The organism is Flavobacterium sp. N3904, from assembly GCF_025947305.1.
Taxonomy (GTDB): Bacteria; Bacteroidota; Bacteroidia; order Flavobacteriales; family Flavobacteriaceae; genus Flavobacterium.
Genome location: NZ_CP110009.1, coordinates 529,873 through 551,919, shown reverse-complemented (window position 1 = coordinate 551,919; position 22,047 = coordinate 529,873). Strand labels below are relative to the sequence as shown.

General features: G+C 33.4%; 17 protein-coding genes and 1 tRNA gene. 13 read left to right on the top strand and 5 right to left on the bottom strand.

Translation table 11 applies throughout. The annotated features are described in order from the left end of the window. Positions 1 to 219: 219 nt before the first annotated feature. A complete protein-coding gene (locus OLM57_RS02350; RefSeq protein ID WP_264565635.1) occupies positions 220 to 1,239 on the top strand; it encodes a LacI family DNA-binding transcriptional regulator in 1,020 nt (339 codons plus the stop codon). 93 nt (positions 1,240 to 1,332) lie between these two features. On the opposite strand, the gene polA is transcribed toward OLM57_RS02350, so the two are convergent. After that, a complete protein-coding gene (polA, locus tag OLM57_RS02345) occupies positions 1,333 to 4,194 on the bottom strand; it encodes a DNA polymerase I (RefSeq protein ID WP_264565634.1) in 2,862 nt (953 codons plus the stop codon). A 233-nt stretch (positions 4,195 to 4,427) separates the two neighbouring features. Between polA and OLM57_RS02340 the strand changes: the two genes are divergently transcribed. The 6 genes from OLM57_RS02340 to OLM57_RS02315 all read left to right on the top strand — a co-directional run bounded on the left by OLM57_RS02340 (position 4,428) and on the right by OLM57_RS02315 (position 8,919). Beyond that, positions 4,428 to 4,616 carry a hypothetical protein gene (locus tag OLM57_RS02340; protein WP_264565633.1) on the top strand — a complete coding sequence of 63 codons (189 nt, stop codon included), beginning with the start codon at positions 4,428 to 4,430 and terminating at the stop codon, positions 4,614 to 4,616. Positions 4,617 to 4,799: 183 nt separating this feature from the next. After that, a complete protein-coding gene (locus tag OLM57_RS02335; protein ID WP_264565632.1) occupies positions 4,800 to 5,474 on the top strand; it encodes a response regulator transcription factor in 675 nt (224 codons plus the stop codon). A gap of 23 nt (positions 5,475 to 5,497) precedes the next feature. Then, positions 5,498 to 6,823, top strand: a complete 1,326-nt coding sequence (locus OLM57_RS02330) for a sensor histidine kinase (protein ID WP_264565631.1) — start codon at positions 5,498 to 5,500, stop codon at positions 6,821 to 6,823. 111 nt (positions 6,824 to 6,934) lie between these two features. Continuing rightward, a complete protein-coding gene (locus tag OLM57_RS02325; RefSeq protein ID WP_264565630.1) occupies positions 6,935 to 7,138 on the top strand; it encodes a hypothetical protein in 204 nt (67 codons plus the stop codon). 176 nt (positions 7,139 to 7,314) lie between these two features. Then, positions 7,315 to 8,550, top strand: coding sequence for a metallophosphoesterase (locus tag OLM57_RS02320; RefSeq protein WP_264565629.1), 1,236 nt, complete (start codon positions 7,315 to 7,317; stop codon positions 8,548 to 8,550). A 72-nt stretch (positions 8,551 to 8,622) separates the two neighbouring features. Further along, positions 8,623 to 8,919, top strand: a complete 297-nt coding sequence (locus tag OLM57_RS02315; RefSeq protein ID WP_264565628.1) for a thioredoxin family protein — start codon at positions 8,623 to 8,625, stop codon at positions 8,917 to 8,919. 24 nt (positions 8,920 to 8,943) lie between these two features. Here OLM57_RS02315 and OLM57_RS02310 read toward each other — a convergent pair whose 3' ends face one another. After that, positions 8,944 to 9,594 carry a polysaccharide deacetylase family protein gene (locus OLM57_RS02310; protein ID WP_264565627.1) on the bottom strand — a complete coding sequence of 217 codons (651 nt, stop codon included), beginning with the start codon at positions 9,592 to 9,594 and terminating at the stop codon, positions 8,944 to 8,946. Between the two features lie 90 nt (positions 9,595 to 9,684). Then, on the bottom strand, positions 9,685 to 12,960 hold the full coding sequence (locus OLM57_RS02305) for a DUF2723 domain-containing protein (protein WP_264565626.1): 3,276 nt from the start codon (positions 12,958 to 12,960) through the stop codon (positions 9,685 to 9,687). A 261-nt stretch (positions 12,961 to 13,221) separates the two neighbouring features. On the opposite strand from OLM57_RS02305, the gene OLM57_RS02300 reads away from it, so the two are divergent. Then, a tRNA-Gln gene (locus OLM57_RS02300) sits at positions 13,222 to 13,292 on the top strand. A gap of 132 nt (positions 13,293 to 13,424) precedes the next feature. Here the strand turns inward: OLM57_RS02300 and OLM57_RS02295 are convergent. Then, the gene (locus OLM57_RS02295; RefSeq protein ID WP_264565625.1) at positions 13,425 to 14,249 is read right to left on the bottom strand and encodes a universal stress protein; all 825 of its coding nucleotides are present in this window, start codon (positions 14,247 to 14,249) and stop codon (positions 13,425 to 13,427) included. Between the two features lie 175 nt (positions 14,250 to 14,424). Here OLM57_RS02295 and rimP point away from each other — a divergent pair, with 175 nt between their 5' ends. From rimP to OLM57_RS02275, 4 genes are all read left to right on the top strand, one after another. Next, positions 14,425 to 14,889 carry a ribosome assembly cofactor RimP gene (gene rimP, locus OLM57_RS02290; RefSeq protein WP_264565624.1) on the top strand — a complete coding sequence of 155 codons (465 nt, stop codon included), beginning with the start codon at positions 14,425 to 14,427 and terminating at the stop codon, positions 14,887 to 14,889. A gap of 13 nt (positions 14,890 to 14,902) precedes the next feature. Further along, complete coding sequence (gene nusA, locus OLM57_RS02285; RefSeq protein ID WP_264565623.1) at positions 14,903 to 16,156, top strand: transcription termination factor NusA; 1,254 nt, start codon at positions 14,903 to 14,905, stop codon at positions 16,154 to 16,156. A gap of 102 nt (positions 16,157 to 16,258) precedes the next feature. Then, complete coding sequence (gene infB, locus OLM57_RS02280) at positions 16,259 to 19,159, top strand: translation initiation factor IF-2 (protein ID WP_264565622.1); 2,901 nt, start codon at positions 16,259 to 16,261, stop codon at positions 19,157 to 19,159. A gap of 133 nt (positions 19,160 to 19,292) precedes the next feature. Further along, positions 19,293 to 20,051 carry a 5'-methylthioadenosine/adenosylhomocysteine nucleosidase gene (locus tag OLM57_RS02275; protein ID WP_264565621.1) on the top strand — a complete coding sequence of 253 codons (759 nt, stop codon included), beginning with the start codon at positions 19,293 to 19,295 and terminating at the stop codon, positions 20,049 to 20,051. A 21-nt stretch (positions 20,052 to 20,072) separates the two neighbouring features. Here OLM57_RS02275 and OLM57_RS02270 read toward each other — a convergent pair whose 3' ends face one another. Continuing rightward, positions 20,073 to 20,462 carry an SPOR domain-containing protein gene (locus tag OLM57_RS02270; protein ID WP_264565620.1) on the bottom strand — a complete coding sequence of 130 codons (390 nt, stop codon included), beginning with the start codon at positions 20,460 to 20,462 and terminating at the stop codon, positions 20,073 to 20,075. Between the two features lie 221 nt (positions 20,463 to 20,683). On the opposite strand from OLM57_RS02270, the gene OLM57_RS02265 reads away from it, so the two are divergent. Next, the gene (locus OLM57_RS02265; protein WP_264565619.1) at positions 20,684 to 22,018 is read left to right on the top strand and encodes a cytochrome c3 family protein; all 1,335 of its coding nucleotides are present in this window, start codon (positions 20,684 to 20,686) and stop codon (positions 22,016 to 22,018) included. Positions 22,019 to 22,047 lie beyond the last annotated feature (29 nt).

Sequence of the window (22,047 nt, the reverse complement as noted above, 5' to 3'; positions counted from 1 at the left end):
TATATATTTAAAGTGACGAAATTATCAGGTGCTTTGGGAATCATAACATTTAAGATATTTTCCTTTAATTTTCTTTTTGATATTGTTATTTTTTTGTACTTTTCGCTTTTATCTAAAGAAATGCATGCCTTTTTTTGGTTTTTTTTATTAAAACTACGATATGTATTACTGAATTCTAATTTTATAGACTATTAATTAAGCATTAATTACCATACTCCAATGAAAGCAAAAGCAACATTAAAACAAATTGCAAAAGAACTTAATGTTTCGGTATCAACTGTTTCTAAGGCACTTAATGATAGTCCAGAAATTAGCGAACAAACAAAAATTAGAATTAAAGAATACGCAAAATTAAAAAACTACAAGCCAAATGTTATTGGTTTAAATTTGAAAAATCGCAAAACGAAAACAATAGGGGTTATTATTCCTAATATATTGAACTCCTTTTTTGCCAAAGTTTTTAGTGGAATCGAAAAAGTAGCAGATGAAAGAGGTTATAATGTGATTATGTGTATTTCTAATGAGTCTTTAGAAAAAGAAGCTCATACTCTTGAGATGTTAAGTAATGGAACTATTGATGGTTTTATTTTGTCCATTTCTGAAGAAGCTCAAAAATTACACGACTACAGTCATTTTACCTCCATTATAAATGATGGAACTCCAATTGTTATGTTTGATAGAACATCTGACGAAGTGGATTGTGACAAAGTTATTGTTGATGATTTTGATTCTGGACACAATGCAACTCAGCATTTAATTGATTTAGGATGTAAAAATATTGCCTTGATTTCATCTGTAGATAATTTGAGTGTCGGTAAATTAAGAGCCGATGGATATTTGAAAGCACTGAAAGATAATAATATTGAGGTAAACGAAAATATTATTATACGAACAGATTCAGAAATTGATCTTATTGATAAAATTAATGATTTATATTCGAATAATCTTGTTGACGGTGTTTTCGCATTAGATGAGAACGATTCGGTTGCAGCTTTAAAAGTAGGCGCTAAGAAAGGATACAAAATACCAAAGGATCTTAAAATTATTGGTTTTGCAGATGGTATTCTTGCTTCCAGACGATTGTCCCCAAGTTTGACAACAGTAAGTCAACACGGAATTGAGATTGGAGAAGTAGCTGTAAAGTTGCTAATAGACAGACTGGAATCTAAAGAGGAGCATAAACCGTATGAAACACTTATTATTAAAACAAAATTAAAAGAAAGAGAATCTACTAAATAACAGCAAAGCCATTCATTAATTTCTGAATGGCTTTTATTTTGTTAGTGTAATTTTTTTTAAGTGAATTCTGCAAACTGAATACTGAGCACTTTTCTAATGCGCTTCCAACCAATTTTTTCCTAAACCAATTTCAACATCCAATGGAACGTCCATAATGAAGGCATTTTCCATTTCGTGTTTAATCATCGGTTGTATTTTTTCCAATTCTGAATTGTGTACATCAAACACAAGCTCATCATGAACTTGCAATAGCATTTTCGATTTCCAGTTTTCAGAAGTCAGTTTTTTATGAATATTAATCATGGCAATTTTGATAATATCTGCGGCACTTCCTTGAATTGGTGCATTTACAGCATTTCGTTCCGCACCACTTTTGACCATCATATTTGCCGAATTAATGTCTTTCAAGTAGCGTCTTCTTCCTAAAACAGTTTGTACATAACCGTGTTCTCTCGCAAAATCAACTTGATCTGACATGTATGATTTTAGTTTAGGATAGGTTGCATAATAGGCATCGATCAATTCGGCGCTTTCTTTTCGCGAAAGCGAAGTCTGATTGCTCAACCCAAAAGCCGAAACCCCATATATAATTCCAAAATTTACCGTTTTGGCATTACTACGTTGTTCTTTTGTCACTTCTTCTAACGGAACATTAAAAACTTTTGCAGCGGTACTTCTGTGAATATCTTCGTTGTTTTGAAAAGCTTTAATCATATTTTCTTCCCCGGATAAAGCGGCAATAATTCGTAGTTCAATTTGCGAATAATCCGCAGAAACTAAGGTGTAATTTTCGTCACGTGGTATAAAGGCTTTTCGAATCAATCGTCCTCTTTCGGTACGAATTGGGATATTTTGTAAGTTGGGATTATTCGAACTCAATCGCCCAGTTGCGGCAACCGTTTGCATATAGTCGGTGTGGACGCGACCTGTTTTTGAGTCCACCTGATTGGGTAAAGCATCAATATAAGTACTTTGTAATTTTACCATTTGACGCCATTCGAGAATATCTCGAACAATTTCATTATCGTTAGCTAAATAACTTAGGATTTCTTCGCCTGTAGCATATTGACCTGTTTTGGTCTTCTTTTGTTTGGCGCCACCAATTTTTAATTTGTCAAATAGAATATCACCTAATTGTTTTGGAGAAGCTAAGTTGAATTTCTCTCCAGCGGTTTCATAGATTTTTTGTTCCAAAGCGTTGCTTTCGACAGCCATTTCAACTGACATCGATTTTAAAAAAGGTACGTCCAGATTGATTCCTTCCAATTCCATTGCAGCCAAAACAGGAATTAACGGAATTTCGATTTCGTCAAATAGTTTTTTGGTTTCCGCTTTGTCTAGAATTGGACTGAAGTTTTGTTTCAATTGAAAAGTAACATCGGCATCTTCGGCGGCATATTCTTTGATTTCTTCCAAAGCCACCTCACGCATTGATTTTTGATTCTTGCCTTTTTTTCCAATTAAATCTTCAATTGATTTTGGCGAATATTTTAAGTATGTTTCCGATAAAACGTCCATATTATGACGCATATCGGGATTGATTAAATAATGCGCAATCATCGTGTCGAATAATTTTCCTTTGATTTGAACACCGTAATGCGAAAGAATTTTTAAATCGTATTTGATGTTTTGACCAATTTTTTCGATGGTTTCACTTTCGAAAAAAGGTTTGAATTTGTCGACCAAAATTTGTGCTTCTTCTTGGTTTTCTGGAAACGGTACGTAAAAGGCTTTTCCTTTTTCGAAAGAAAATGACATACCAACCAATTCGGCATTTAAGGCGTCAATTCCAGTAGTTTCGGTGTCAAAACAAACAGAAGTTTGATTCATCAAGTTTTGCAAAAGTAATTTCACTGCAAAATCTCCTTGAATACTCTGGTAAAAATGTTCTGTATTTTCTAAAGTTGCATAATGTGAATTGGAGTGCACTTCGTTGCTTTCTTCATCCGAAAATCCAAATAAGTCAAATTGGTCTTCATTGGATTTTTTTGCTGGAGCTTTTTTGACAGTTTTTTCACTTTCGACAGTATTACCATTACCATTGGTGTCAATTTCGTCGTATTCTTTTCCTGTTCCAAAATATTTGTCAAACTGGGCTTTCATTTGACGAAATTCCAATTCCTGAAACAACGCGTCGGTTTTTTCAACATCGGGTTTTGATAATTCGAAGTCGGCCTCATTAAATGTTACCGGACAGTCGAGTAGGATAGTGGCTAATTTTTTAGACAAAATTCCCAATTCGGCATTGGCTTCGATTTTGTCTTTTATGGCGCCTTTTAATTGATGGGTATTGGCCAAAAGATTTTCCATAGAGCCATATTCTGCCAAGAATTTCTTTGCAGTTTTTTCGCCAACACCAGGTAATCCAGGAATGTTATCGGCGGCATCGCCCATCATTCCCAGATAATCAATTACTTGTAAAGGATGGGTTATTTCAAATTTTTCCAATACTTCTGGGATTCCCCAAATTTCTATGCCATTTCCCATTCGAGCGGGTTTGTACATAAAAATATTTTCAGAAACCAATTGGGCAAAGTCCTTGTCTGGAGTTACCATGAAAACTTGAAAATTTTCTTTTTCGGCTTGTTTAGCGAGAGTTCCAATTAAGTCATCTGCCTCAAAACCAGGAACCTCAATAATAGGAATGTGCATGGCCTTCAATAATTCTTGAATATATGGAACGGCAATTTTTATCGCTTCGGGAGTTTCGTCGCGATGTGCTTTGTATTCTTGATACATTTCGTAGCGATAGGTGCTTCCACCTTTGTCAAAAGCCACGGCCAAATGATCGGGCTTGTCTCGTTTTATAACATCCATCAAGGCATTCATAAACCCCATAATTGCGGAAGTATCCATTCCTTTGGAATTGATTCTTGGGTTTTTTATAAAGGCAAAATATCCACGAAATATTAATGCATAGGCATCAAGAAGGTAAAGGCGTTTTTGAGCAGACATATAAAAAATTTAGTGTGTAAAAATAGACAATTGAGTTTTAAAAATGAATTTGTTACTGAAATTTCTAAATCCATTTCGACAACTCTTCATTTGTTAGTTATTTAGACTTTAAAGATGAGAGTGTTAATCCAAAGTTAAACTTTTTGAGAACGATAAATCTTCATTTTGTCTTCATTTTTGGATTATACATTTGACCTATAAAAATAAATTATTAATTCAAAATTTTAGAAATCATGAAAAAAGTATTAATGTTAATCGTAGTATTATTTGGTACTAGTGTTATGGTAAATGCAGAAACGTTGCCTGTAAAAACAGCTCCAGCAAAAGAAGTAAAAATGACAAAACATCCAAAAAACAAAAAAGCGAAAACAGAAAAAAAATCTGCAGCAACAGGAACAACAAGTTCTACTGCTAAAAAATAATTAATGTTTTTGTTTTGTTATCATTTTCGAATAGCAATAAAACAAAAGGGTTAATTGTTAAGGAAGCCAGTGAAGAAATTTACTGGTTTTTTTGCATTTTAGAGCGTTAAAATTTTAATAATAGTATGTACTCCTTATTTTCATTAGTTGTTACTTTGAATAATTTTTAAATTATAATCAAATATGAAAATTCTTATTGTTGAAGATAATCCCGAATTGGCTTTTGAAGTAAAAGAATATCTAACAAGTAGCGGTTATATTTGTAAAATTTCCAAAAATTGCGAAGAGACATTGGAGGAAATTAACAGTAATGATTATGACATTGTACTTCTTGATTTAGGATTGCCCGATGGGAGCGGATTTGATATTCTAAAAGCGATTCGTAAAACAGACTCTAAAATAGCCGTTATCATTATTACGGCACAAGGAGAATTGGAGGATCGAATAAACGGTTTGCAACTTGGCGCCGATGATTATTTGACCAAACCTTTTGCTTTAACCGAATTGGGCGCTCGTTTATTCGCTATTATTAGGAGAATGCACGGATTTACGGTAAATCAGTTGGATGTTCACGGTTTTAGTTTAAAATTGCAAGATTATAAAGTAAGTTATGATGAAATTCCCATTAATCTAACCAAAAAAGAATTTGATATTTTTCAATATTTAGTTCTAAATAAAAATCGGGTAATAACACGTTTGCAATTGACCGAACACATTTGGGGAGACATTCTTGAGGTAAACTCTGATTCGAATTTTATCGATGTACATGTTCGAAATCTTCGAAAAAAATTGGATAAGCACACCAAAATTGATTGGTTTGAAACTGTCAGGAACGTTGGGTACCGAATAAATGTTTAATTTTAAAGCAATATAAATCAATTATGAAAATCAAGCATCAATTAGCTATTTTTAATGCATTATCGCGTTTGTTGCTGATTTTGGTCTTATGGCTAATGCTTCCCGTTTTGGTCGAAAAAGTGGTTTACAGTCATATTAATAAGAGCCTGCTTGAGAAAAAGCAAAAATTCATAGAACATTTAGATAAGGAAGAAATCAATGATTTTATTGTTCGGAACGACACTTCAGAAACATACGCCAGTTTTTCGACATTGCATAGCGAATTTCTTTTACTTTCTAGAGTACCTTCAAACAGTAAAATAATTGGGACCTTTTTTATTACAGAGCCTAGAATAATTGAAGAAGAACGCAATGATTATAGAATTCTTCAATATTATTTTAAGTATGAAAACACCAATTACCTATTGGAAATTGGGAATAGTTTAAGCGAAATCAATGACCTTACCTTTATCATTCGGTTTTTTATTATCATTGTTTTAATAATCATTGTTGTCATTACTTTTCTCGCGGATACTTTTTATATCGAATATTTATTAAAACCTTTTTATAAAATTATCGATACCAAAATTCGGCATGTAAACGAACCCGAAGCTTTTGATCATACTCCGATAAAAACACATTCGAAAGATTTTCAGGAATTGGATACTGTCTTGAATCAGATGATGGACCGAATAAGTGAATTGTTTAAAAAGGAGAAACAGTTTATTGCCAATGTATCCCATGAACTCTTGACTCCAATTGCTCTATTGAAAAATAAATTCGAGAATTTGCTTCAAAATGAATCTTTGGATGATGTCGCGGTAGATAAAATTGTGGGCTCGCTAAGTACATTAGACTTATTAAAAAAGATAATAGCAAATTTATTGTTGGTTTCAAAAATTGAAAACAATCAATATGAAGCAAATGAGTTGATTGATTTTGACGCTATAATTACTAATTTGATAGCCGATTTGCAAGATAGAATAGAAGACAAAGAGCTGACTTTCCATAAAAAAATAGAACATCATTTTCATTTTACAGGAAACAAAACGTTGATGCATATTTTGTTTTATAATTTAATTGTTAATGCAATCAAATACAACAAACCATTTGGCAGCATTGAAATTAAAGACGGTTTTTTGAATGGAAATTATTTTTTGTCCATTTCAGACTCAGGTATTGGAATGAATGATAAACAACAGCAAAATGTTTTCAAGCGATTTACCAGAGTAAGCTCAGATCAGGAAGGGCAAGGGTTGGGGCTTGCTATTGTTGAAAGTATCGCTCAATTTCATCATATAATTATTGAGATAACATCGGAAATAAACGCAGGAACTACCTTTGTTCTGTTGTTTCCAAATCAGCAATAACCCAATTAAAAGTTAATTTTTTTCTAAAGGCCAAAACTTCATTTAATCTTCATTTTCAGAAAATATCTTTGACCTATTAATAAACGAATTATTAATTTAAAATCTAAAATCATGAAAAAATTATTAATGGTCTTGACACTTGCATTAGGAACAACAGTTATGGTAAGTGCTCAAACTACTCCAGCTAAAACAGCTCCAGCAAAAGAAGTAAAATCTACTAAAAAAACAACAAAAAAAGCTGCTAAACCTGCTGCAACTACAACTGCTAAAACAGCTGCTCCTGCAACTGCCGCTATGCCTGCGCCTAAAAAATAATTGCATTTTCTATTGGGGTAAAGAAAATTATTTGGAGATAAGGTATTAAAAGTTGGTTTTAATAGGTGAAAAGGGGAGACAAAGAAATTTGCTCCCTTTTTTTGCGTTAAAATTTTGATAATATAAATCCTTAGCATATCCATTAGTTGTTACTTTGTCTAAAATTTTTAAAAATAATGATCATACGTTTACTTCTTATAGGTTTTGTTCTTTTTTTGATAGAGCTTTATGCTTTTCAGGCAGTTAGAACTTTAATCAAGTTGAGATGGCTATTGATTTCGTATCAAATAATTAGCCTGTTGCTTTTTGTATTTATTCTCTATTCTTTCACTCAATTTGATCGTTCGGTAGGACAAACACAGCAAACTATGCTTACTATGGGGTTGTTGTTAGTAATTTATATTCCAAAAATTGTAGTGACTATTGTTCTTTTGGGAGAGGATATATTTAGACTAGCCGCCGGATCTGTAAATTATTTTATTGATTATAATAGTAGTACAGATTTTTTGCCTTCTCGACGTAAATTTGTTAGCCAAGTTGGATTAGGACTTGCAGCAATTCCTTTTTTGTCTTTGATTTATGGGATATTCGAAGGGAAATACAATTATAAAGTTATAAAACAAGCCATATATTTTCCCGATTTGCCTGAAGCTTTTGATGGATTTACGATTACTCAAATTTCCGATGTGCACAGTGGTAGTTTTGACAATCCTGAAAAAATAAACTACGCCATTGATTTGGTCAATGAGCAAAATTCGGATTTAATTTTATTTACAGGTGACATTGTTAATACTCATGCCAAAGAAATGTTACCATGGCTTGAGACTTTCAACAAAATCAAAAAGCATAAATATGGTAAATATTCAGTTCTGGGAAACCATGATTATGGCGAATATGTTACATGGAAAACAGAAATTGACAAAGAAGAAAACTTTGATGCAATCAAGAATTTGTATGGTCAAATTGGCTTTACATTATTATTGAATGAACATACTTTTATCGAAAAAGGTGGAGATAAAATAGCGTTGGTTGGAGTAGAAAATTGGGGAAAAAACTTCAAACAGGCAGGCGACTTAAAAAAAGCATCGCAGCATTTGTCAAAAGAGGATTTCAAAATTCTGATGAGTCACGATCCGAGCCATTGGGATGAATTGGTTCAACACGACGATAAGCACTTTCATTTGACTTTGTCTGGACATACTCATGGAATGCAGTTTGGAATAGAAATTCCAGGCTATTTTAAGTGGAGTCTGGCACAATATGTTTACAAGCAATGGGCCGGTTTGTATGAAAACCTTGGGCGTTATGTATATGTAAACAGGGGCTTTGGTTTTCATGCCTATCCAGGACGTGTGGGAATTATGCCTGAAATTACAGTAATTAAACTAATAAAGGGTGAAAAATTAGCATAATTGGTTTTAAATGTTAATTTTGCAAGATAATATCTCTTTTCGAAAGTAATAGAAATTAAACATTTTGGTTTTATGTCAAAATTTGGAGAACTTATAAATGCTCAAGTTCCAGTGTTAATAGATTTTTACACAGATTGGAATGAATCTTCGGTATCCATGCATCCAGTAATAAAAGATGTTGCAGCAGCACTTGGCGATAAGGTCAAGGTGATAAAGATAGATGTGGATAAAAACCAAGAACTAGCCGATGCTTTACGCATAAAAGGCTTACCAACTTTAATGATTTATAAAGAAGGACTTATGATCTGGAGGCAATCAGGTGAACTGGATGCCAATACGCTTATCGGTATTGTTCAAGATCAAATATAATTTTAATGCTATATGTCTTTTAAATTATTGAATTACATCAAATTTAAATCCCCTTTGTTTTAAAATCTCAAGTGATTTCGGAAGTGTATATTCTAAGTTTTTATATGCTTTCACACTGTCATGAAAAACTATTACACTTCCCGATTTTACATTATCTATTACATTTTTCAGGCATTTTTCAGGACTTATGTTTTGGTCAAAATCTGCACTGAGAACATCCCACATAATTATTTTATAGCCTAATTGTCGTAATTTTTTGGATTGCGACTTTTTTATTTTGCCATAAGGAGGACGAAAGAGTTTAGATTGCAAATTGCAGGATTCAGATTGCTGCGCTGAAATAGAATCTCCACATTGCTCTGTATTTTCTAAATAATCTTTTGTAGGCGTCTGCCATCCTTTCAAGTGATTGAAAGTATGATTACCAATCGAATGTCCTTCACTTATGATTTTCAGAAAAATATCCTTATGATTGCTAATGTTTTTTCCAATACAGAAAAATGTTGCTTTTGTCTGGTGTTTTTTTAATTGTTCCAAAACCCATTCTGTAATTTCAGGAGTGGGGCCATCATCAAATGTTAGGTAGATTTTATTTTCCGCATTGGGGATATCCCAAATATAACTTGAGAAAATTCTTTTTATAAAGTTGTTTGTTTTGATCCAATAGAAGCTCATATTTCAAAGTTACAATAAAATGAAAGTATAAAAAAATGCAGTGTTTAATTTAAACACTGCATTTTTTTTAAATAAACTCAAATGAATTTGTTATTCTTTTTTACGTCCAAAGCGGGCGAAAATTTCGATATACGTATTAAAAGTCTTTTTGCTTTTATTGTAAAATTCTGTATCGCCACTTTCTTTCATAACTTCTAACAGGCCTCTGTAGCGTTCAAGATCGGTAATTATGTCTATTGCTATGCTAGATTGTTCAGAAGGACTTAATTTTGCATAGTAATTAAGGTTTTCTTGGTATTTTGCTGTTAATTTTTCAAGTAAATCATGAGCTTTTGCTTTTTCGCCAACATCATAATATCCTTTGGCAAATGGTTCTACTAAAGAATAATATCCAAATTTGTCTAAAGGCATTTTGGTCATCGCCAATTCAATGATATTTTTTGCTTTGTCAATCTTTCCTTCCACAATAAGTTGGTCCATCAAACGAGCTAAATTCATTCTGTAAGTAAGACTTTCTCTTCTTGTTTCTGGGTCGTGATAGATTTTGGTACTTTCACTGTTGCCCCAATCCCATTTCATGATTTTGCCATACATGTTTTCAGAGTCAATTCGACCCATATCCATTTGTCCGCCATCTTTTGCAAATGGTGTTTTTATAGGGACTAATTTATATACCATACCTTCTAATTGCAGATAGTCTTTCATCCATAGATAATCTTCAGGATCAAATGCACCTCCGCTAAAGTAAACTGGTCTTTTCCAGTTGTTGTTGGCAATCAGATCCAACATCATTAACCTATTTTTGTATATAGCATTTCCTTTAATATCTATGTCTATATACGGTACTATCGAATCATAAAGTTTTGGGTCAACGACTTTGTTTTTTATAATGGTAGCTTTGTCAACAGGTATTCTGATTTTATTAGTTGGGTAGAAATGTATGGTTTGCCCGTTTTGCATTTCAACAGTAGATTTTGGATTTTTTATAAAGGCAATAAAATCTTTTATATCCCAACGACTTTCTGTTTTAGGAATGTAAGCTACATAATCCAGTTTGTCACCTACATAGTCGTCATGTGTAAATGATATTGGTAAAGCGTCAGATTGGTATGCTTTTCTTTTCATCTGATCGATATACCAGTCTGTCATAAACAAGCTGGTATTGACAATCTTGATATCTGTTCGTACTCCTTCAATTTCTTGAGCGTACCAAAGAGGAAAGGTGTCATTGTCCCCAATCGTAAATAATATGGCATTAGGATCACAAGATTCGAGATATGCTTTTGCCATTGCAGTTGCAGTATATTTTCCCGAACGGTCATGGTCATCCCAGTTCTGGAAAGCCATAAGTACAGGTGCAGCCAGTAAACTTCCCGCAATAAGTATCGGTCCTGCTATTTTTGGAGTGAGGTATTTTTGTGCGCTCTCATACAAGGCATAAACTCCAAATCCAATCCACATAGCAAAGACATAAAAGGAACCTACTAGAGCATAATCTCTTTCTCTAGGTTCAAATGGTCTTTCGTTTAAGTATATTTTCAAGGCAATTCCTAGGAAAAGGAATAAAGCCAGTAATACATAAAAGCTTTTTCGGTCTTTAGAAGCATGATACATGATTCCGATGAGTCCAAGAATAAAAGGTAAGAAGAAATAAACATTTCGCCCTTTGTTATTCAATACATCCGATGGTAAATTGTCCTGAGAGCCTAAATGCAAACTGTCAATAAACGGAATTCCACTTATCCAATTTCCATCCAGATAATCGTATCTTCCTTGTTCATCGTTTTGCCTTCCAACAAAATTCCACATCAAATACCTCCAGTACATATAGCCAAATTGGTATTCAAACATAAAACTAAAATTGTCTGCAGTTGTTGGCTTTTCTATAATTAAGTAATCGCCATAATGTTTTAAGAAAGAAACATAACCTTCGTTGTCAATTTGTTTTTGAGCGTAAGCTTGTCTGAACTCGGCAATGGTTTTTTCGGTTTCATTCTTCAACTGAGCTATGGCTTTGTTGTAATCTTCTTCGCTTAATTGGCTAGGATCTAATCCGTATTTTACTAAATCATCTTCATAAGGATAGTCAGGATTCATTCGGAACGCGGGTGGATTTGTAAAAGTCATGTAATTTTCAACATGTTCGGTGCTCCACATTCTTGGCAAAATAGTTTTTTGATTGTCATCACTATTTTGTTCTGCTTTTATGTAATTGTTTACAATAACATATTTTCCGGTTTTGTAATCTCTTTCGTAGTTGGGTGCTTTGTCCAAATAAGGATTATTCGCATCAAGTCCTGCAAAAGTTTCTGTGTATTGAGGTCCGTAAAACAAAGGGTTAACGCCGTATTGTTCTCTGTTGTAATAAGCCAAAACTTCGGCAGCATCCGATGGCTTGTTTTCGTTTATAACCGTATTTGCATTGGCGCGAATGGGTAACATTAACCAAGTAGAGAATCCTATAAGTATGAATAAAACACATAAAATTATCGTGTTGTATTGCACATATCCTTTATTGTGAGTGTATTTTAATCCAAAATAAAAGAAAGAAATAAACAATAGCGCTACGAAGATAGTCCCGGAATTAAACGGCAATCCCATAGAATTCACCATAAAAATTTCTGTCTTTCCAAAGAAAGCCATTGTAAGAGGCAGTAATAATTTAAAAATAAATAACAGTACTGATACCACGACAACATTTGCAATAATGAAATTTTTGACTGTAACGACTTTATAGTTTTTAAAGAAATAAAGAAACCCAATAGCTGGTATAGTTAGTAAAGACATGAAGTGGACTCCAAACGACAATCCAACTACCAAGGAGATTAATAATAACCATTTGTCTCCTCGTGCAGTATTCATTTCTTGTTCCCAGCGCAAACCTAACCATAAAAGTAATGAAATTAATAGAGTGGCCATGGCATACACTTCGGCTTCAACGGCATTAAACCAAAAACTATCCGAAAAAGTATAAGCTAAAGCGCCAACAAAAGAACTTCCAAGAATTGCAATAGCATTGTCTTTGTTAATTTCTGTGTATTGAGAAACTACTTTTTTTAGGATCATTGTGGATGACCAAAACATAAATAAAATAGTAAAGGCGCTAGAGAAAACAGAGGTCATATTTACCATTAAGGCAATATGTTCTTTATCTATGGCAAACATGGCGAAAAAAGCCCCAATCATTTGAAACAATGGCGCTCCAGGAGGGTGTCCTACTTCAAGTTTTGCTGCTGTTGCTATGTATTCTCCACAATCCCAAAAACTCATTGTGGGTTCTACTGTGAGGGTATAAGTTATTAATGCGATTGAAAATGCAAACCAACCTGTAATCGTATTCCATTTGTTAAAATTGAATGATGCCATATACTAGTCTTCTGTTTTTTTGTTGTTTAATAAAGCGATACAAAGAAAATGTTTTTTTTTATAAAGTTCAGTTGCATTTTTATAATTTTATTGAAAATAATTGTTTTGTCAAATGCTTTGTGTTTCAGTATTTTAATCAGATTTTAATTTTTAAATTCAAAATGGTTTCATTTTTTTTGAATAAAAAGGCAAAAAAAGTTTGCACAGCTTGGAATTTGTTTTAAATTTGCACTCGCTTAGCAGGAATGTTAGCAAATATGCTGGTCTATGGTGTAATGGTAACACAACTGTTTTTGGTGCAGTCTTTCAAGGTTCGAGTCCTTGTAGACCAACAGAAAACCTCTCAAAATTGAGAGGTTTTTTTTATGCTTGTTTTTCATAATCTCCATTATGAAATGAGTTTAATGTAAAAAAGCTTCTCAATAAATTTTGAGAAGCTTTTTTGTTTTTATAAAAAACCGGAATTAAATTTTAAATGTAATCACGGGTCTTGAAATGTGATTTACCAAATCTTCTGTCACACTGCCGTTAAAGAAATGTGTCAAGGCTGTCCTGCCATGTGTACAAATACCAATTAAATCTGCATCGATTCTGTTTGAATAATTACTGATGCCCTTTTCTATGTTGGTATCATTGTATATGTTTAAGGTATGTTCTGGCATTTCGAATTCTGCTACAAAATCTTTCATGATTTTCTCTGCAACCAATGTGCTTTTAAAGCTATTTGGAGTACAAATCATGACTAAGTTTAATTTGGCGTCAAAAAATTTAGTGACCGCAAGAAATTTCTGGAATGGTTTTTTTATTTCTTCCGAAAAATCAGAAGCAAAAAGTATGGTTCTTACATCAAAATCCTTCACTTCTTTTTTGATGACTAAAACAGGAATTTTGCTTAGTCTAACTACTTTTTCTGTATTAGAACCAATTAAAATTTCTTCAATTCCAGACGTGCCATGTGACCCCATTATGATTAAGTCAATGTCGTTGTTGTTTGAATAATTACTTATACCTTCATAAGCACTATCTAGTCGAACTACTTCGGTAATTGTAATTCCTTGTAGATAATCTCTGTCTTTAATGCTTTTTAGCATTTCTTCTGCTTTTCTTTTAAAAAGCATAATTTCTGGAATACTTGTTTCGCCGCTCACAGCATCGTTCATGTGAGTAGGTAGTTCCAGCATGTTAATTAATACGATTTCACAATTATTTTTTTTTGCAATTTGTGCACCAACTTCTATAGCTTGATTAGCATATTTTGAAAAATCGGTAGGAATTAAAATTCTTTTCATGGTAGATTGGGTTGATTATTCCAGAAAAAACTGGTTTTTTATTGATAGTTTAAAGATATAAATTTTTTTAATAGTAATCAATTTTTTTTGATTTATAAAAAAACACTATATTTGCACCGTTATTTATTAAAACTTAAATAATGAGGGGACAAATGTCCCCTCTTTTTATAAAGATATGACATTCAGAGAAAAAGTAAATACAGTATTAGATGAAGCTCTTAAAGAAAAGCCAACGGTTTTTTTAATAGATCTTACCATTACAGACTCTTTCAAAGTTATTGTTGGTATTGATGGTGATAATGGTGTGGTTTTACAGGACTGCATTGATATTAGCAGAGCTATAGAAAATAATTTAGACAGAGAAGAGCAGGATTTTTCGTTAGAAGTGGCTTCTGTAGGTGTAGGTTCACCATTAAAATTAATCAGACAATACAAAAAAAACATTGGAAGAACATTAATTGTTAAAACCGCAACAGAAAATATTGAAGCAGAATTAGTTGAAGCTAATGATCTTTTTATAATTTTGTCGTGGAAGGCCAGAGAACCAAAAAAAATAGGTAAAGGAAAAGAGACGGTTCAAAAAGAACTTCAAATCCCATACTCAGATATTAAAGAAGCAATTGTTACAGTAACATTTTAATTAAAGAATTCGCATGGAAAATTTAGCATTAATCGATTCATTTTCAGAGTTTAAAGATGATAAACTTATTGATCGTGTAACGCTTATGGCAATTTTGGAAGATGTATTTAGAAATGCATTGAAGAAAAAATACGGTTCAGATGATAATTTTGATATCATCATAAATCCTGACAAAGGAGATATGGAGATTTGGAGAAGAAGAGTAATCGTTGCTGACGAGGATTTGGATTTTGAAAATGAGGAAATTACATTAACTGAAGCCAGAAAAATTGAAGCCGATTTTGAAATTGGTGAAGAGGTTTCTGAAGAAGTTAAATTGATAGATTTGGGTAGAAGAGCGATATTGGCTTTAAGACAAAATTTAATTTCAAAAATACACGAACACGATAACACTAATCTTTACAAACAATTTAAAGATATTATTGGTGACATATATACTGCAGAAGTACATCATGTACGTCCAAGAGTTGTTATTTTGGTTGATGATGAAGGGAACGAAATCATTTTGCCAAAAGAAAAACAAATCCCTTCTGATTTTTTCCGTAAAGGAGATAATGTTAGAGGAATAATTGAAAGTGTTGAATTAAAAGGGAATAAACCTCAAATTATAATGTCAAGAACTTCAGATAAGTTCCTAGAGAAATTATTTGAACAAGAAATTCCGGAAGTTTTTGACGGTTTGATTATGGTTAAAAATGTAGTGAGAATTCCAGGTGAAAAAGCAAAAGTAGCTGTAGATTCTTATGATGATAGAATTGATCCGGTAGGTGCCTGTGTGGGTATGAAAGGATCACGTATTCATGGAATTGTTCGTGAATTAGGAAATGAAAATATTGATGTAATAAATTATACAAGTAATGTGCAATTGTACATTACAAGAGCATTGAGCCCGGCAAAAGTTTCTTCTATCAAAATTAATGAAGAGACCAAAAGAGCCGAAGTGTTTTTGAAATTGGAAGAAGTTTCTAAAGCAATTGGTAGGGGTGGGCATAATATTAGATTGGCAGGTCAATTGACAGGTTATGAATTAGACGTAATCCGTGAAGGTGATGTTGCTGGCTCTACATCTGATGATGATGATGTTGAATTAACTGAATTTTCAGATGAGATCGAAGAATGGGTAATTGAAGAATTTGCAAAAATTGGTTTGGATACTGCAAAAAGTATTTTGAAACAGGATGTAGAGGATTTAGTTAGAAGAACCGACCTGGAAGAGGAAACAATTCTAGATGTAATGAGAATATTGAAGGAAGAATTTGATAGTTAATCAACTACTGATTCTTCACGTAAAATAAATTTCTATTTTGTGTTTCTTTTAATAAAAGATATAAAAATAGAACAACGAATAAGGTAATAATAAAAAGGTTTTATGTCTGAAGAGAGAATAATTAGAATAAACAAGGTTTTAAGGGAATTAAATATTTCGTTAGAAAGAGCTGTGGATTATCTAAAAGATAAGGGAATTGCTATTGAAGCAAATCCAAACGCAAAAATTTCTGATCAGGAATTTAATATCCTACAAAGTCAGTTTGCAGGCGACAAGGGGAATAAAGAAGCTTCCAAAGAAGTAGGTGAAGAGAAAAGGAAAGAAAAAGAAGCATTGCGCGTTGAACGAGAAAAAGAAGTTGAAGACAAACGCAAGCAAGATGAAGAGCGTCTAAAACAACAAGAAGTTATCAAAGCTAGAGCTGTTTTGTCAGGACCTGTTCAAGTAGGTAAAATTGATCTTAATCCTAAAAAACCTGCGGCAGCTCCAACTCCAATTATCGCCGAAAAAGAGGTTGCTCCCAAAGACGTCATTCAACCAGAAAAGCCTGTTCAAAAAGAAGTTGTTCAAAAAGAAGTTTCGGCAGAGAAACCTTCCAAGAAAGAACCTTCTGTTGAAAACCCAGTTTCAGAGGCAAAAGAGGTTAAGCATATTCCAGGAATAAAAGAAGTTAAAAAAGCTGATAAACCAGAAGTTGTAACAGAGAAAAAAGCGGAATCGGTTGCTGATGAAAATCCAGGGGAAGAATCAATTACTACTCAATATCAAAAACTTTCCGGTGCAACATTAACAGGTCAAGTGATTGATTTGTCTCAATTCAACAAGCCCAAAAAGAAAAAAGAAGAGCCGAAAATTACTCCAAATAAACCCGGTGCACCCGGTGCTGCAGGAGCTAATAATGCCAACAAAAATAAACGCAAAAGAATTGCTCCAAAACCAGGTGCGCCTAGACCACCTGCTACTCCTGGAGTTCCTGGAGCGCCAAATCCTAATAAAATCACCCCGAATACTGGAGGTGGTGGTTTTAATGCCAATAGAAGTGCAAGACCTGGATTTGTAAAAGGAAACAGACCTGCTATTGTTGCAAAAGTGGAGCCAACTGAGGAGGAAGTTAAAAACCAAATCCGCGAAACTTTGGAGAAACTTCAAGGCAAAGGAGGTAAGTCTAAAGCAGCAAAATACAGAAGAGACAAAAGAGATACACACCGTCAAAAATCAGATGATGAACAAAGAGCTTTAGACGAAGGAAGTAAAACGATTAAAGTTACTGAATTTGTTACTGTAGGTGAAATCGCAATCATGATGGATGTGCCAATTACTAAAGTGATTGGAACCTGTATGTCACTTGGAATCATGGTTACCATGAACCAACGTTTGGATGCTGAAACATTAACTATTGTAGCTGATGAATTCGGTTATGAAGTTGAGTTTATTACTGTAGACATTGAAGAAGCAATTCAGGTTGTAGAAGATAAAGAAGAAGATTTAGTTTTTAGAGCGCCTATAGTTACTGTCATGGGTCACGTCGATCACGGTAAAACCTCTTTATTGGATTATATTCGTAAAGAAAATGTTATCGCTGGTGAATCTGGAGGAATTACACAGCATATTGGTGCCTACGGAGTAACTTTAGATAATGGTCAAAAAATTGCATTTTTGGATACACCGGGTCACGAAGCATTTACTGCAATGCGTGCACGTGGAGCTCAAGTAACCGATATCGCTATTATCGTAATTGCGGCTGATGATGATATCATGCCACAAACCAAAGAGGCTATATCTCACGCACAAGCTGCAGGAGTTCCTATTATATTTGCTATCAATAAAATTGATAAACCAAATGCCAATCCAGAAAAAGTAAAAGAAAGATTAGCAGGTATGAACTTATTGGTAGAAGATTGGGGTGGAAAAATTCAATCTCATGATATCTCTGCAAAAGTTGGTACAGGTGTAAAAGAATTATTGGAGAAAGTATTATTGGAAGCTGAATTATTAGATCTAAAATCAAATCCAAATAAAGCGGCACAAGGTACAGTTGTAGAAGCTTTCTTGGACAAAGGAAAAGGATATGTTTCTACTATATTAGTTCAACACGGTACCCTTAGAATTGGAGATTATATGTTGGCTGGAAAACATCATGGTAAGATAAAAGCCATGCATGATGAAAGAGGTAATATTGTTACTGTTGCAGGTCCTTCGACTCCAGTATCAGTTTTAGGTCTTGATGGTGCTGCTACTGCGGGTGATAAATTCAATATTTTTGAAGACGAAAAAGAAGCAAAACAAATTGCTGCAAAACGTTCTCAATTGATGCGTGAACAATCAGTACGTACGCAACGACATATTACATTAGACGAAATTGGACGTAGAATTGCATTGGGTCAATTTAAAGAATTGAACATTATCCTTAAAGGTGACGTGGATGGTTCTGTTGAAGCATTGTCTGATTCGTTCTCTAAATTATCTACTGAAGAAATTCAAATTAACATTATACATAAAGGAGTTGGGGCAATTACAGAAACTGATGTTATGTTGGCTTCTGCTTCAGATGCAATCATTATCGGATTTAATGTTCGTCCGGCCGGAAATGCTAGACAATTGGCAGATAAAGAAGAAATTGACATCCGTTACTATTCTATTATCTATGCTGCTATTGATGACTTGAAAGACGCAATGGAAGGAATGTTGGCTCCTGAGATGAAAGAAGAAGTTCTTGGAACTGCTGAAATCAGGGAGATTTTCAAAATTTCTAAAGTGGGTTCAATCGCAGGATGTATGGTTATGGATGGTAAGATTGCCAAAAACGCCAAAATCAGAATCATTAGAGATGGTGTGGTAGTATTTACAGGAGAGCTTCTTGCGTTGAAACGTTTCAAAGACGATGTAAAAGAAGTAGCCAAAGGATACGATTGTGGTATTCAAATAAAAGGTTATAATGATATCGAAGAAAGGGATGTTATTGAAGCTTACCATGAAGTTGCAATCAAAAAGAAATTGAAATAAAATTTCGATATATTTATACTTAAAATCCCAATTCGTTGGGATTTTTTTATGGTTAAATCCTAAAGTTCATTTTGTAAAATGATTGTTAGCTTCCAATTGAAGCGTTTTGCTAATGGGTTATAAAAAGAAATATATGAAAATTAAAAGAATAGGCATACTTGGTGCGATGCCAGAAGAAATTAATGGTATTGTTTTACTGCTTGAAAATAAGCAAGAGATTGTAAAAGGGATGCGAACTTATTATATTGGAACAATTAATGAAATTGAGGTTGTAGTTGTTTTTTCACGATGGGGTAAAGTTGCCTCTGCAACAACAGTTACTCATTTAATTGTTGAGTTTAATATTACTCAACTCTATTTTATTGGTGTTGCAGGAGCTATTAGTCAAGAACTAAATATTGGCGATATTGTGATTGCCAATAGTCTCGTTCAGCATGATATGGATGCGAGACCGATAATGAGGCAATTTGAAATTCCTTTGTTAAGCAAAACGTTTTTATACCCACCTAGCAAAATCTATAAGGATGCCTATTCGAGTATCAAAGAATTAGAAACAAGCGGACAATTTCTGGATGTAATTTCTATTCAAAATCAAGAAAAGTTTTTGATTTCAAATCCTAGAGTATTTGTTGGACAAGTAGCCAGTGGAGATAAATTTTTTTCGAATACTTCGGATAAAAATTTGCTGCTAAATTTGCTTCCAGATGTTTTGTGTGTTGAAATGGAGGGTGCTGCAGTTGCTCAGGTATGTTTTGAATATGACATTCCTTTTGTGGTTATTCGCACAATTTCGGACGCAGCAAATGAGACGTCTCCAGTTGATTTTAAGGAATTTATTGTTGAAGTAGCATTGAAATATGGAATTGAAATTATAAGAAAATTGATCAAATAAAAGACGTTTCTCTTCTGATTATTATTTGCTTGGTTTGATAAGAAAAACATTTTTATAGTTGTTTTTAATTTCAACTAGATAGTGCTCAGCTTCCATTCGGGTTCTAAAATTTCCAACCCAAACTTTATAGTTTGGTGTGTTAAAAACTATAGTGCCATCTACAGTATTGTACTCTTGTTTGAATTCTGAAAAAGTCTTCTTTGCAGTTTCGCTTATGCCATTGAAAATTTGTATTCTATAACGGTCGTTGTAGGTCAAATTTGGGTTCAATTTCCTTTTCTCATTAAGTAATTGCTCAAATTTAGCATCTTGAGTTACGGTTAAATTTTGGGTTTGAGCGGATAAATGACTTGTTAAAATAAATAAGATTAAAAAAAATAATATCTTTTTTAGAGGGCTTAAAATTCTCATAATGTGATTCTTTAATTATGCAAAAATACTATTTAACGGCGAGAATTGAATTAGGTTTATTATTTAGATTTAATATAAATTATAATTAAGATTATTTTAAGGTTTTGAGAATAGTTCTTAAGTCGTATTTTTGTCCAAGTTTTTAAATAAGGTTCGTTTGGTTTTCTAATTTTTTTGGATAACAAACGAACAATTTTTTAGTAGATAATCAATATAGTAATATGGAAAAGGTGGGTAACCATAATTCGAATTCAAGGAAATTAATTTTTAGCTTAGCCTTAGTGTTGAGTATTTCCGTAGCTTCATTTGCTCAGGGTGCAGCTCCGGTTGCTGCTGCAGCGACTACAGCAGCTCCAGCGGCGAGTGCTGGAGGTGATGCGGCAAAAGGCAAGGAGCTTTTTAATGCAAATTGTGCTGCATGTCATAAGTTAGACGCTAAAGCCACTGGTCCAGCATTGAGAGATGTTATTTCGAGACGTGAGATTTCTTGGATATACAAATGGGTTCATAATAGTTCAGATTTAATAAAATCTGGAGATGCTGCTGCCGTTAAAGTTTTTGAGGAAAATAACAAAATTCCGATGACTGCATTTCCTCAGTTATCTGAAGGAGATATTGATAATATTATAGCTTATACATCTGAACCAAAAGCTGTTGCTCCTCTTGCTGCCGCTACCGGTTCTGCAAGTACTGCTGGAGCTAATCAAGATGGTTCTATTTCCAATAATGTCATATTGGGTGCATTGTCATTAGTAATGGCAATTCTTATTGTGATGTTAGTTTTGGTTAACAGAGTCTTAAGAAAAGTAGCCGCCGCAAATGGTATTGAAGTAGCTCCAAAAGAGCCAACTTTACCAATATGGAAAGCTTTTGCAAGAAACCAATTCTTAGTTTTGGTTACAGTTATATTTCTATTGCTCTCTGGTGCCTATTTTGTTTATGGCTATTTAATGCAGGTTGGAGTAGATCAAAATTACCAACCTATCCAGCCTATACATTATTCTCATAAAATACATGCTGGTGATAATGAAATCAATTGTAAATATTGTCACTCTGCTTCACGTGTTAGTAAAAACGCAGGTATTCCTTCTTTGAATGTTTGTATGAACTGTCATAAAAGTATTGGTGAGGTGGCTGAATCTACTGCAACACCAGAATACAGTAAAGCGTATTATGATGGTGAAATTCAAAAACTATACAAAGCTGTTGGTTGGGATCCTACTACACAATCCTATACTGGGAAAACTGAACCGGTGAAATGGGTTCGTATTCATAATCTTCCTGATTTTGTTTACTTTAATCACTCGCAACACGTAACTGTAGCCGGTATTGAATGTCAGACTTGTCATGGACCTGTACAGGAATTTGAAATCATGAAACAATTCTCTCCTTTAACAATGGGATGGTGTGTTAATTGTCATAGAAAAACAGATGTTAAAATGGAAGGAAATGAATATTATACAAAAATTCATGAACAACTTTCAAAAAAATATGGTGTTGATAAATTGACTGCTGCTCAAATGGGTGGTTTAGAATGTGGTAAATGTCACTACTAAAATTTAATTAATTATCTAACCGAAATTCG